Raw genomic sequence first — 13,189 nt, forward strand, 5'->3', positions numbered from 1 at the left:
GGGGGTAGCCATTTCATTAATTTCCTTAACTGACCGGCATTAGGGCTTGCCCGCGATGGCGGTGGATCAGGCGACCGAAAAACCGGATCAGCTCTCCGACCGCTGCCCCACCAGGCTATCCACCGACGGCACCCGGGTATCGCTTTCCATCTGCGTGTCATGTTCGATCTGATGACTGAACCTGTCCAGCGACCCTTTCGCAGGCTGGGCATCGCTGGCGAATACCGGCGGGCTGAGGATATAGGCCCCGAGCAACCGACTGAGCGCGGCGAGGCTGTCGATGTGGGTGCGTTCGTAGCCGTGGGTGGCGTCGCAGCCGAAGGCGAGCAGGGCGGTGCGAATGTCATGGCCGGCAGTTACCGCCGAGTGCGCATCGCTGAAGTAATAACGGAACAGGTCGCGGCGCACCGGCAGCTCATTGTCACTGGCCAGCCGCAGCAGGTGGCGCGACAGGTGATAGTCATAAGGCCCGCCGGAATCCTGCATCGCCACGCTCACGGCGTGTTCGCTGGAATGCTGGCCCGGCGCGACCGGCGCGATGTCGATGCCGACGAATTCGCTGACATCCCAAGGTAACGCTGCCGCCGCGCCGCTGCCGGTTTCCTCGGTGATGGTGAACAGCGGATGACAGTCGATCATCAACTCTTCGCCGCTGTCGACGATGGCTTTCATTGCCGCCAGCAAGGCGGCAACACCGGCCTTGTCGTCGAGGTGACGGGCGCTGATGTGGCCGCTTTCAGTGAACTCCGGCAACGGGTCGAAGGCGACGAAATCGCCGACGCTGATTCCCAGGGAGTCGCAATCGGCACGGGTGGCGCAATAGGCGTCCAGACGCAATTCGATGTGATCCCAGCTGATCGGCATTTCATCCACGGCGGTATTGAAGGCGTGTCCGGAAGCCATCAGTGGCAACACGCTGCCGCGGATCACACCGTTATCGGTAAACAGGCTGACCCGGCTGCCCTCGGCAAAACGGCTGGACCAGCAACCGACCGGGGCCAGGGTCAGGCGGCCGTTGTCCTTGATCGCGCGCACCGCCGCGCCGATGGTGTCCAGGTGCGCGGACACTGCCCGGTCGGGGCTGTTCTTCTTGCCCTTGAGGGTGGCACGGATGGTCCCGCGACGGGTCATTTCAAAGGGAATGCCAAGTTCTTCCAGGCGTTCGGCGACGTAGCGCACGATAGTGTCGGTGAACCCGGTCGGGCTGGGGATGGCGAGCATTTCCAGCAGGACTTTTTGCAGGTAGTTGAGATCCGGTTCGGGAATTTTGCTGGTCATGGAAACTCCTGATGAGTAACGAACATCGATGGTTTCGATGAGGGGGAGGATTTGTGGTGCCTGTCAGGCCGCCTTCGCTGGCAAGCCAGCTCCTACAGGGGGAATGCGGTCAACTGTAGGAGCTGGCTTGCCAGCGAAGGGGCCCTGACAGGCGCTACATAACCAAGAACTAAGAGGCCGCCGGCTGACTATGCGGAAACAACAAATCCACAAACCGCTCCGCCGTGGGCTGCGGTTCATGGTTGGCCAGGCCGGCGCGCTCGTTGGCTTCGATAAACACGTACTCCGGCTGATCGGCGGCGGGCACCATCAGGTCGAGCCCGACCATCGGAATATCCAGTGCCCGCGCCGCCCGCACCGCCGCATCGACCAGGGTCGGATGCAGGATCGCCGTGACATCCTCAAGAATGCCGCCGGTATGCAGGTTCGCCGTGCGCCGTACGAATAGATGCTCGCCGGCCGGCAGAACGCTCTCGTAGTCGTAGCCTGCCGCCTGCAAGGTGCGCTCGGTTTCATGATCCAGCGGGATTTTGCTTTCGCCGCTGGTGGCTGCCTGGCGCCGTCGACTCTGGGCTTCGATCAGCGCACCGATGGAATGCTGACCATCACCCACGACCTCGGCCGGACGGCGGATAGCGGCGGCGACCACTTCGAAACCGATCACCACGATTCGCAGGTCGAGACCTTCGTGGAAACTTTCCAGCAGCACGCGGCTGTCGAACTGGCGGGCTGCCTCGATGGCTTGCTGGACGTCTTCGATGCTCTGCAAATCCACCGCGACGCCTTGGCCCTGCTCGCCGTCCAGGGGTTTGACCACCACCCGCTCATGCTCATCGAGAAACGCCAGATTGTCGTCCGCGTTACCCGCGAGCTGTTGCGCCGGCAGATTCAATCCGGCCTTTTTCAGCGTTTTGTGGGTCAGGCTTTTGTCCTGACACAAGGTCATGCTGATAGCACTGGTCAGATCGCTCAAGGATTCACGGCAACGTACCCGACGACTGCCATGGACCAAGGTGAACAGGCCGGCCTCGGCATCATCGACCTGCACGTCGATGCCGCGCCGATGCGCTTCCTCGACGATGATCCGCGCATACGGATTGAACTCGGCTTCGGGACCCGGACCGAGGAACAGCGGCTGATTGATGCTGTTCTTGCGCTTGATGGCGAAGGTCGACAGGTTGCGAAAACCCAGTTTGGCGTAAAGGCTTTTTGCCTGGCGGTTGTCGTGCAGCACTGACAGGTCCAGGTAACTCAAGCCGCGGCTCATGAAGTGTTCGATCAAGTGGCGCACCAGCACTTCACCGACGCCCGGTCGCGAACATTGCGGGTCGACGGCCAGGCACCAGAGGCTGCTGCCGTTTTCCGGGTCTTTGAACGCCTTGTGATGATCGAGGCCCATGACGCTGCCGATGAGCGCGCCACTGTCCTCATCCTCAGCCAGCCAGAATACCGGGCCGCCCTGGTGACGCGGGGTCAGCAGGCTCGGGTCGATCGGCAGCATGCCGCGCAGCTGATACAGCTGATTGATTGCCGACCAGTCCGCATCGCTCTGGGCCCGGCGAATGCGAAAACCGCGAAACACCCGGGTGGACTGCCGATAATCGCTGAACCACAGACGCAAGGTGTCGGACGGGTCGAGAAACAGTTGCGCCGGCTCCAGCCCCAACACTTGCTGAGGCGCGGCAACGTAGAGCGCGATGTCGCGTTCGCCCGGCTGCTCGTTGAGCAACTCCTTGGCGAGGCTCGCCGGGTCGGCAAAGGTGTGGCCGATCAACAATCGGCCCCAACCGCAATGCACGGCGATCGGCGCCGCGCCCAATTCGCTGCCGTCTTCGGCCAGGCGCGCCTGCAAGCGTTCGTAGGAGGGCGCCTGACCGCGCAACAAGCGTTGGCTATAAGCCGTGGCATGGGGTTTCATCGATCAGATTCCTTGTTCACTGAGCCACAGGTTCAGGGCCGCCAATTGCCACAGCTTGGAGCCGCGCAACGGGGTCAACTGGCCTTGCGGGTCGGTCAGCAGGCGATCGAGCATTTCTGGCTTGAACAGACCGCGATCCTGGCTGGGATCGAGCAGCAGTTCCCGCACCCAGTTCAGCGTGTCGCCCTGCAAGTGCTTCAGGCCGGGGACCGGGAAGTAACCTTTCTTGCGGTCGATCACTTCACTCGGAATCACCAGTCGCGCCGCTTCTTTCAAGACTTGCTTGCCGCCGTCCGGCAGTTTGAATTTGCCTGGCACCCGGGCCGACAACTCCACCAGGCGATAGTCGAGAAACGGCGTGCGCGCTTCCAGGCCCCAGGCCATGGTCATGTTGTCGACGCGTTTGACCGGGTCGTCCACCAACATGATCGTGCTGTCCAGACGCAAGGCTTTATCCACCGCTGCATCGGCACCGGGTTGGGCGAAATGTTCCTTGACGAAGTCACCCGCGGCGTCATTGGCGGTCAACCATTTCGGCTGCACGGTGGCGGCGTAGTCGTCGTAGCTGCGGTCAAAAAATGCATCGCGATAGGCGGCATAAGGATCGGCGGCGCCGTCGACTTGCGGATACCAATGGTATCCGGCAAACAACTCGTCCGCGCCCTGGCCGCTCTGCACCACCTTGCAGTGCTTGGCGACTTCCCGGGACAGAAGATAAAAGGCGATGCAGTCGTGGCTGACCATCGGCTCGCTCATGGCGCGGAACGCCGCAGGCAGTTGCTCGATGATCTCTTTTTCGTCGATGCGCAGTTGGTGGTGCTGGGTGTTGTAGTGCTTGGCGATCAGGTCCGAATACTGGAACTCGTCGCCGCGCTCGCCGCCGGCATCCTGGAAACCGATGGAAAAGGTCGACAGGTTTTCCACCCCGACTTCACGCAACAGCCCGACCAGCATGCTCGAATCGACACCGCCGGACAGCAGCACGCCGACATCGACTGCGGCACGTTGACGGATCGCCACCGCGTCGCGGGTGCTCTCGAGCACCCGGTCGCGCCAGTCTTCGAGGGTCAGGTCCATCTCGTCGGCGTGGGGGCCGTAGGGCAGGGTCCACCAGGTTTTCTGCTCGGTGGTACCGTCCGCTTCGATGCGCATCCAGGTCGCCGGTGGCAGTTTTTCGATGCCCGCCAGCAAGGTGCGCGGCGCCGGGACCACAGCGTGGAAATTCAGATAATGATTGAGCGCCACCGGATCGAGGATCGGGTTGATGTCGCCGCCCTTGAGCAACGCCGGCAGGGACGAGGCGAAGCGCAGGCGCTGGCCGGTGCGCGACAGGTACAGCGGCTTCACACCCAGACGGTCGCGGGCGATGAACAGACGTTTGGCATCGCGCTCCCAGATGGCGAAGGCGAACATGCCATTGAGCTTGGGCAGCAGCGCTTCGCCCCAGGCGTGATAACCCTTGAGCAGCACTTCGGTGTCACCGCCGGAATAGAAGGCGTAGCCCAGGCTTTCCAGCTCGGTACGCAGTTCCGGGAAATTGTAGATAGCGCCATTGAAGGCTAGGGACAAGCCCAGTTGGTTGTCGACCATCGGCTGCGCCGAGCCGTCCGACAGGTCCATGATTTTCAGGCGCCGATGGCCCAGGGCAATCGGCCCTTGGGCCTGGAAGCCCCATGCGTCAGGGCCGCGAGGGGCCAGGTGATGGGTGATTCGTTCAACGGCTGCAAGGTCCGCAGGTTGATGATCAAAGCGTAACTCGCCAGCTAATCCGCACATAAAGTCCTTACCGGTTTTTCCGTTGGGGAGGGTCAAGCGATACCGCACCAAAAACGGAGGGTACTCAGAAACTGACCCGGGTAAATCCCCGTAGTTTTAGACCGATAAGTTATAAGCGTAGGGTTCAGACTTTTCCGCGGACCAATTGGCGCACAGCAAAACGGTTCGGATGACAGGCCTCGGCGACTGACCTGGGCAGGGGCAGCGGTTCGTTGTCGATCCATGCCGCGAGCAATTCGCCCGACAGTGGCGCGGTGATCAAGCCGCGAGAACCGTGGCCGCTGTTGAGGTAAAAACCCTCCAGCCAGGGGCAGGGAATGTCCGGTACTTGCCGGGCGTCCTTGCTCAGTACGGCGTAGGCGTCGGCGAACGCTGCCTGCTCGGCCAACGGGCCGACGATCGGCAGATAGTCCGGGCTGGTGCAACGGAACGCGGCGCGTCCTTCAAGCTGTAGCGGGTCCAGTTCCCGAGCCTGCAGGCGCGTGGCCAGGTCGAGGGAGATGTCCTCGAGCAACGCCAGGTTGCCCAGGTGCTCATTGAGGGTCGGGGTCAGGTCATCGCTCTTGAAATCGAAGCTGGCGCCGAGTGTGTGTTCACCCAGTCGAGCCGGCGCGACATAACCGTCGGCGCAGACGACGGTGGTCAGGCCCTGGCTTTGCGGGGTTTGCGCCAGCCGGGTGATCTGGCCACGAATGCGTTTGAGCGGCAGTTCGGCACTCTGTGGAAAACGCTTGATCTCGGCGGCACCGGCCAGGATCACCACGGGGGCACTGGCCAGCAAATCATCGCCGCCCCAGGCCTGCCACTGCTGATCAACCTTGCGCAGTTCCAGGACGTCGCGATGGGGCAGCCACTGGATGTTCGCCGAGGACGCCTGCCAATGGCACAACGCTGGCGGATGCACCCAGCCACCTTCCGGGAAGAATAAACCGCCGTGCTCCAGGGCGATGCCGGCCTGTGCCTGCGCCCGCGGTTGATCGAGCAAGTGCGCCAGGTCTGGCGAAAAGGCGGCGGCCAACTGCGCCTGACGCTCGGCTTCCTTGGCATTGAAGGCCAATTGCAGGACGCCACAATCGTCCCAGTCGAGGCCCCGCTGCAAATGCTCGAGCAGGCGTCGGGTGTAGCCGAAGCCGCTGACAATCAATTGCGACAACGCCGTGCCATGGGCCGAAAGCTTGAGATACAGCACGCCCTGGGGATTGCCCGACGCTTCCTGTGCCAGCGCATCGTGGCGCTCCAGCAGGCTGACGTGCCAACCCCGCGCAGCCAGGCTGGCAGCCGTCGCGCAACCGGCCAGGCCGGCGCCGATCACCAGCGCCCGACGTTCGCCGGTCAGCGGTGCGGGGCGGGCAAACCAGGGTTTGGCAACGGCGGGTGCCAGGGCGTGTTCAGGCCAGCCGAGGAAGGTGCCGCGCAGGATCTCCCATTTGTGGCCGATGCCTGGCGTGCGCTTCATCTTGAAGCCTGCGGCATTCAGCAGCCGGCGCACCCATCCGGTGCTGGTGAAGGTGCTCAGGGTAGAGCCTGGCGCGGCCAGGCGCGCCAGCTCGGCGAACAGTTCGGCGGTCCACATGTCGGGGTTTTTCGCCGGAGCGAAGCCGTCGAGAAACCAGGCGTCGACCTGTGCATCCAACTGCGGCAATTGCTCCAGGGCATCACCGATCAACAAGGTCAGGACCACTCGGCCGTTGTCCAGGATAAGCCGCTGGAAGCCTTGATGGATCGCCACGTACTGCGCCAGCAGTTGCTCGGCAAAGGGTTTGAGTTCAGGCCACAGGGCCAGCGCCCGCTGCAGGTCCGGCAGGCTCAGCGGATACTTTTCGACACTCACGAAATGCAACCGCGCACCCGCCACCGCCTGCTGTTCGAACAACTGCCAGGCGCAGAGAAAATTCAATCCGGTGCCGAAACCGGTCTCACCGATCACCAGTCTTGAGCCCACCGCTAACGCGGCAAAGCGTTCACGCAGATTGTTTTGCTCAAGGAAGACGTAACGGGTTTCATCAAGGCCCGACTTATCCGAAAAATAGACATCGTCGAACACCCGCGAACGCGGGAGCCCTTGGTCGTCCCAGTCGAGCTGGGCGTGGGGCAATACAGGTTTCATGGCAGGCTCGGCAACGGCAAGGCGGCCATTCTAGCCCTGTAGGAGCGAGCTTGCTCGCGATGGTCGCCAACGATAACGCGTATCTGCCGGATAATACGCGGTGTTCTGGAATCCATCGTCGGAACGCCGCCCGGAGCAAGCTCGCTCCTACAACAGCATTACAAAACCACAGGGAATTTTCTCTGCGGACTAATGGCCCAATCCGCTAGTCTTGCTCAATCCTGAAAGGAGCCGTCCATGTTCGAATCTGCTGAAATCGGTCACGTCATCGACAAAGACACTTATGACAGTGAAGTGCCAGCGCTGCGCCAGGCGTTGCTGGAGGCGCAGTTCGAACTGCAACAGCAGAAGCGCTTCCCGGTGATTATCCTGATCAACGGCATCGAAGGCGCGGGCAAGGGCGAGACGGTCAAGCTGCTCAACGAATGGATGGACCCGCGCCTGATCGAGGTTCGCACCTTCGATCAACAGACTGACGAAGAACTGGCTCGGCCACCGGCCTGGCGTTATTGGCGGATGCTCACGGCCAAGGGCCGCATGGGGATTTTCTTCGGCAATTGGTACAGCCAGATGTTGCAGGACCGGGTCCATGGCGTAATCAAGGATCCGCGGCTCGATCAAGCCATCAACGCCGCCGAGCGACTGGAGAAGATGCTGTGCGACGAAGGCGCGCTGATCTTCAAGTTCTGGTTCCACCTCTCCAGGAAACAAATGCGCGCGCGGCTCAAGGCCCTGGCTGACGATCCCTTGCACAGTTGGCGCATCAGCCCGCTGGACTGGCAGCAGTCGCAGACCTACGACAAATTCGTCAAATACGGCGAACGCATCCTGCGTCGCACCAGCCGCGACTACGCGCCATGGCATGTGATCGCCGGGATGGACCCGCGCTATCGCAGCCTGGCGGTGGGCATGATTCTGCTCGAGGGCCTGCAAGCCGCCCTGCAGCGCCCCAAAATTCACCCGGACAAAGTCAACGCCGCGCCATTGGTCAGCAGTGTCGACCAGATGAACCTGCTCGACAGCCTGGACTTGAGCCTGAATCTGGACAAGGCCGATTACGAAGAACAGCTGATCACCGAGCAGGCGCGGTTCTCCGGACTGATGCGTGATAAACGCATGCGCCGACACGCCCTGATCGCCGTGTTCGAAGGCAATGACGCGGCGGGCAAGGGCGGGGCCATTCGCCGGGTCGCCGCGGCGCTGGACCCACGCCAGTACAGCATCGTGCCGATCGCCGCGCCCACTGAAGAAGAGCGGGCGCATCCCTATATGTGGCGGTTCTGGCGCCATATTCCGGCACGGGGCAAGTTCACCGTGTTCGACCGCTCCTGGTATGGCCGGGTGCTGGTGGAGCGCATCGAAGGTTTTTGCAGCGCGGCGGACTGGTTGCGCGCCTACGGTGAAATCAACGACTTCGAAGAGCAGATCGCCGATGCCGGGGTGATCGTGGTCAAGTTCTGGCTGGCCATCGACAAACAGACGCAGATGGAGCGATTCGAAGAGCGTGAACAGACGCCTTTCAAGCGCTTCAAAATCACTGAAGATGATTGGCGCAATCGGGAAAAGTGGGACGACTATCGGGCCGCGGTCGGCGACATGGTCGATCGCACCAGCACCGAGATCTCGCCCTGGACCCTGGTGGAGGCCAATGACAAGCGCTGGGCCCGGGTCAAGGTGTTGCGCACGATCAATGTGGCGCTGGAAGAAGCGTTCAGGAAGTCCGACAAGCAGGCGAAAAAGCACAAGGGGTGAGTCAATGGTTGCGCATACGCAAGGTGAATGATTGTCGCGGTTGGTCATTCTGTGGACTTATGCTCGGTCCACTCCAACCGACAACAACAATGAGGTATGCCATGCGTGAAGTGGTGATCGTCGACAGCGTGCGGACCGGCCTGGCCAAATCCTTTCGCGGCAAGTTCAACATGACCCGTCCGGATGACATGGCGGCGCATTGTGTCGACGCCTTGTTGACGCGCACGGGGATCGACCCGGCCAGCGTCGAGGATTGCATCGTCGGCGCCGGCTCCAACGAAGGCGCCCAGGGCTACAACATCGGGCGCAATGTCGCCGTGCTCTCGCGTTTGGGCGTCGGCTGTGCCGGCATGACCCTCAACCGATTCTGCTCCTCTGGCTTGCAGGCGATTGCCATCGCCGCCAACCAGATCGCCTCGGGTTGCAGCGACATCATCGTCGCCGGCGGCGTCGAGTCCATCAGCCTGACCATGAAAAGCGTCAACACCGACAACCTGATCAACCCGCTGCTCCAGGAGCAGGTGCCAGGCCTCTACTTCCCCATGGGCCAGACCGCCGAAATCGTCGCCCGTCGTTACCACGTCAGCCGCGAACAACAGGACCTGTACGCCCTGCAAAGCCAGCACCGCACCGCCCAGGCCCAGGCTGCCGGCTTGTTCGACGATGAAATCGTGCCCATGGCGGTGAAGTATCGGGTTGAAGACAAGGCCTCCGGGCAAGTGCAGATCCTCGATGGCATCGTCGATCGGGACGACTGCAACCGCCCGGACACCACGCTGCAAAGCCTGGCCGGGCTGAAGCCGGTGTTTGCCGAAGACGGCTCGGTGACCGCCGGCAATTCTTCGCAACTGTCCGATGGCGCCTCCATGACCCTGGTGATGAGCCTGGAAAAAGCCTTGGCCCTGGGACTGAAGCCCAAAGCCTTCTTTCGCGGCTTTGCAGTGGCCGGGTGCGAACCGGATGAAATGGGCATCGGCCCGGTATTTTCGGTGCCCAGGCTGCTCAAGGCGAAGGGCTTGCAGATGGCCGACATCGATCTGTGGGAGCTCAACGAGGCGTTCGCGTCCCAGTGCCTGTACAGCCGCAATCGGCTGGGGATCGATAACGAGAAGTACAACGTCAATGGCGGCTCGATCTCCATCGGCCATCCGTTCGGCATGACCGGTTCGCGGCAGGTCGGGCATCTGGTGCGTGAGATGCAGCGCCGTCATCTGCGTTACGGCATCGTCACCATGTGCGTGGGCGGGGGGATGGGGGCAACCGGGTTGTTTGAGGCGGTGCGTTAGATTCGAAAGATTTGTTTTCCGATCGATCGCTTTCGCGAGCAAGCCCGCTCCCACAGGGATTTGGTGTGACAGAGATCCAATGTGGGAGCGGGCTTGCTCGCGAAGCAGGCGCCGCGGTTTATCGGTTCATCCGCGCCAGCAGCATCCGCTCTATATAAGCCTGAATCTGCACCTCGGCCTTCTCCAGGTTTTCAAACGGCCCCTCCAGGGTGTTTTCCCGGGTGCTGAAGTACAACTCCCCGTTCACACGGCACATCCGGTCACTGCGAAAGTGGGTGGCGGGGGCGTTGTCCTGGGCGCGCATGCCGTACATGGCGATCTCCTGTAGGGGGCGTTGGTGGATCCAATGAGCTTATGCACGAACCCCTTGCCCTGCATCGCCAACCGATCGACGGCCTATCGCCCCTTGAAAGGGTGCGACCTGTACAGTTTCATTTGCGGCCAGTGGCCAACTGTCCCTGTGTGCCGGGCGACTCTGTGCCTAGAATGACGGTTCTCGCCAAAGGGCTTCGGGGTACGCATGCACATTTCATCGGGTCGCTGGGTTTATGGTCTGTTCCTGGCCTTGTTGACCGCGTTGCTGTGGGGAATCCTGCCGATCAAGCTCAAGCAAGTGCTAATGGTGATGGATCCGGTGACGGTGACCTGGTTTCGTCTGATGGTGTCGGGCGGGTGCCTGTTCATTTTCCTGGCGGCGACCAGGCGCCTGCCCAGTCGCAAAGTCCTCGGCCCGCGCGGTGGGTGGCTGGTATTGATGGCGGTGCTCGGTCTGGTGGGCAACTACGTGCTGTACCTGATGGGGCTGAACCTGCTCAGCCCCGGCACCGCGCAACTGGTGGTGCAGACGGGGCCGATCATGCTGCTGATTGCCAGCCTGTTTGTGTTCAAGGAGCGGTTCAGCCTGGGGCAGGGGATTGGCCTGCTGGTGCTGCTGGTCGGCTTCGGCTTGTTTTTCAACCAGCGGCTGGTCGAGTTGTTCACGTCCCTGACCGACTATACGGCCGGCGTTCTGTTGGTGCTGTCGGCCTCCACCGTCTGGACCTTTTATGCCCTGGGGCAGAAGCAATTGCTGACGGTGTGGAATTCGTTCCAGGTGATGATGGTGATCTACCTGTTTTGCGGGTTGTTGCTGACACCCTGGGTGCATCCGCTGGAGGCGCTGCAACTCAGTCCGTTGCAAGGCTGGCTGCTGCTGGCGTGTTGCATGAACACCCTGATCGCCTATGGCGCGTTTGCCGAGGCATTGGCGCATTGGGAAGCTTCGCGGGTGAGTGCCACCCTGGCGATCACGCCGTTGGTGACCTTTGCGGCGGTGGCGGTGGCGGCGTGGTTGTGGCCGGAGTATGTGCATGCCGAGACGATCAATGGCCTGGGGTACGGCGGGGCGGTGCTGGTGGTGCTGGGGTCGGCGCTGGTGGCGTTGGGGCCTTCGTTGATGGCGGGGCTAAGGGCTCGGCGGGTGCGGATGGCGGCCAGTTAGACCGCGTTATCGTTCATCGCGGGCAAGCCACGCTCCCACAGGTTTTGTGTCGTCCACCGAATTTGTGATCGACGCAACACCTGTGGGAGCGGGCTTGCCCGCGATGACTGACTGTAAGGCGCTATAAGGCTCAGCCCTTGGCCCCGGCCTCCAGCATATTCTCCGGCCTCACCCAGGTATCGAACTCTTCATCGGTCAAATACCCCAACTGCAACGCCGCTTCCCGCAAGGTCAGCCCTTCGCCATAAGCCGTCTTGGCTATTTCCGCCGATTTGTCATAACCGATATGCGGGTTCAACGCCGTCACCAGCATCAGTCCGCGCTCCAGATGTTCGGCCATTTTCGCCGCATCCGGCTCCAGGCCGGCGATGCAATGCTGCTGGAAGTTGCTGCAGCCATCGCCCAGCAGCCTGATCGATTGCAGCAGGTTGTGAATGATCACCGGTTTGAACACGTTCAGTTGCAGGTGACCCTGACTCGCCGCAAAACCGATGGCGACGTCGTTGCCCATGACCTGGCAAGCCAGCATCGACAGCGCTTCGCACTGGGTCGGATTGACCTTGCCGGGCATGATCGAACTGCCCGGTTCGTTGGCCGGCAGTTTGACCTCGGCAAAGCCGGCACGCGGTCCGGAACCCAGCAGGCGCAGGTCGTTGGCGATTTTCATCAGGGTGACGGCAAGGGTTTTCAGCGCGCCGGACAGGGTGGTCAGTGGTTCATGGCCGGCCAGTGCGGCGAATTTGTTCGGAGCGGTGACGAACGGCAGGCCGGAGAGGGCGGCCAGTTCGGCGGCGATCGCTTCGCCAAAGCCGTGGGGTGAGTTCAGCCCGGTGCCGACCGCAGTGCCGCCCTGGGCCAGTTCGCAGACCGCCGGCAGCGCGCTGCGGATCGCCCGCTCCGCATAATCCAGTTGCGCGATGAACGCCGACAACTCCTGGCCGAAGGTAATGGGGGTGGCGTCCATCATGTGGGTGCGGCCGGTCTTGACCAGCTTCATGTGCCGCGCGGATAACTCGGCCAACCCACCGGACAGTTCACTGATCGCCGGCAGCAAATGCTGCTGCACGGCCTGGGCCGCGGCGATATGCATCGCGGTGGGGAAGCAGTCGTTGGAGCTCTGGGAGCGATTGACGTGATCGTTGGGGTGCACCGGGGTCTTGCCGCCGCGCGGGTTGCCGGCCAGTTCATTGGCGCGACCGGCGATCACTTCATTGACGTTCATGTTGCTCTGGGTGCCGCTGCCGGTTTGCCAGACCACCAGCGGGAACTGGTCGTCGTGGCTGCCGTCGAGCACTTCGTCGGCGGCCTGTTCGATCAGCCGGGCGATGTCGGCGGGCAGGTCACCGTTGCGGTCATTGACCCGCGCCGCGGCTTTCTTGATCAGCGCCAGCGCATGCAGCACCGCCAGGGGCATGCGTTCGTCGCCGATGGCGAAATTGATCAGCGAGCGTTGCGTCTGAGCGCCCCAGTAGGCTTCATCCGGGACTTCAACCTGGCCAAGGCTGTCGGTTTCGATACGGCTCATCATGCACACTCCTGTTGGTCTGATAGCGAGTTTAGGCCCTGATCGCCGGCCGTGGTTCCATCAGTCT

At 62.1% G+C, this 13,189-nt stretch carries 9 protein-coding genes; 3 read left to right on the forward strand and 6 right to left on the reverse strand.

Annotation, left to right across the window (positions count from 1 at the left end):
- Positions 1 to 87: 87 nt before the first annotated feature.
- The 4 genes from ELQ88_RS09710 to mnmC all read right to left on the reverse strand — a co-directional run bounded on the left by ELQ88_RS09710 (position 88) and on the right by mnmC (position 7,079).
- Complete coding sequence (locus ELQ88_RS09710) at positions 88 to 1,278, reverse strand: osmoprotectant NAGGN system M42 family peptidase (protein WP_064676452.1); 1,191 nt, start codon at positions 1,276 to 1,278, stop codon at positions 88 to 90.
- A gap of 169 nt (positions 1,279 to 1,447) precedes the next feature.
- Positions 1,448 to 3,196 (reverse strand): N-acetylglutaminylglutamine synthetase, encoded by a 1,749-nt coding sequence (ngg, locus tag ELQ88_RS09715; RefSeq protein ID WP_138964778.1) that lies wholly within the window; start codon positions 3,194 to 3,196, stop codon positions 1,448 to 1,450.
- Positions 3,197 to 3,199: 3 nt separating this feature from the next.
- Positions 3,200 to 4,972, reverse strand: a complete 1,773-nt coding sequence (locus ELQ88_RS09720) for an N-acetylglutaminylglutamine amidotransferase (RefSeq protein ID WP_138964780.1) — start codon at positions 4,970 to 4,972, stop codon at positions 3,200 to 3,202.
- A 124-nt stretch (positions 4,973 to 5,096) separates the two neighbouring features.
- Positions 5,097 to 7,079 (reverse strand): bifunctional tRNA (5-methylaminomethyl-2-thiouridine)(34)-methyltransferase MnmD/FAD-dependent 5-carboxymethylaminomethyl-2-thiouridine(34) oxidoreductase MnmC, encoded by a 1,983-nt coding sequence (gene mnmC, locus ELQ88_RS09725; RefSeq protein ID WP_138964782.1) that lies wholly within the window; start codon positions 7,077 to 7,079, stop codon positions 5,097 to 5,099.
- Positions 7,080 to 7,316: 237 nt separating this feature from the next.
- Here mnmC and pap point away from each other — a divergent pair, with 237 nt between their 5' ends.
- Together pap and ELQ88_RS09740 are read left to right on the forward strand one after the other, a co-directional pair.
- Positions 7,317 to 8,831: a polyphosphate:AMP phosphotransferase gene (gene pap, locus ELQ88_RS09735; RefSeq protein WP_138964784.1), complete on the forward strand. Its 1,515-nt coding sequence runs from the start codon at positions 7,317 to 7,319 to the stop codon at positions 8,829 to 8,831.
- A gap of 101 nt (positions 8,832 to 8,932) precedes the next feature.
- Positions 8,933 to 10,117 (forward strand): thiolase family protein, encoded by a 1,185-nt coding sequence (locus ELQ88_RS09740; protein WP_138964786.1) that lies wholly within the window; start codon positions 8,933 to 8,935, stop codon positions 10,115 to 10,117.
- Between the two features lie 118 nt (positions 10,118 to 10,235).
- Here the strand turns inward: ELQ88_RS09740 and ELQ88_RS09745 are convergent, their stop codons facing one another.
- Positions 10,236 to 10,430 (reverse strand): DUF6316 family protein, encoded by a 195-nt coding sequence (locus tag ELQ88_RS09745; protein ID WP_128871611.1) that lies wholly within the window; start codon positions 10,428 to 10,430, stop codon positions 10,236 to 10,238.
- Positions 10,431 to 10,637: 207 nt separating this feature from the next.
- Between ELQ88_RS09745 and ELQ88_RS09750 the strand changes: the two genes are divergently transcribed.
- Entirely contained in the window at positions 10,638 to 11,597 is a 960-nt protein-coding gene (locus ELQ88_RS09750) for a DMT family transporter (RefSeq protein WP_138964788.1), read from the forward strand.
- A gap of 130 nt (positions 11,598 to 11,727) precedes the next feature.
- On the opposite strand, the gene ELQ88_RS09755 is transcribed toward ELQ88_RS09750, so the two are convergent.
- Positions 11,728 to 13,122 carry a class II fumarate hydratase gene (locus ELQ88_RS09755; RefSeq protein WP_138964790.1) on the reverse strand — a complete coding sequence of 465 codons (1,395 nt, stop codon included), beginning with the start codon at positions 13,120 to 13,122 and terminating at the stop codon, positions 11,728 to 11,730.
- Between the last annotated feature and the right edge of the window lie 67 nt (positions 13,123 to 13,189).

It is taken from the genome of Pseudomonas sp. MPC6, from assembly GCF_006094435.1.
Classification (GTDB): Bacteria; Pseudomonadota; Gammaproteobacteria; order Pseudomonadales; family Pseudomonadaceae; genus Aquipseudomonas.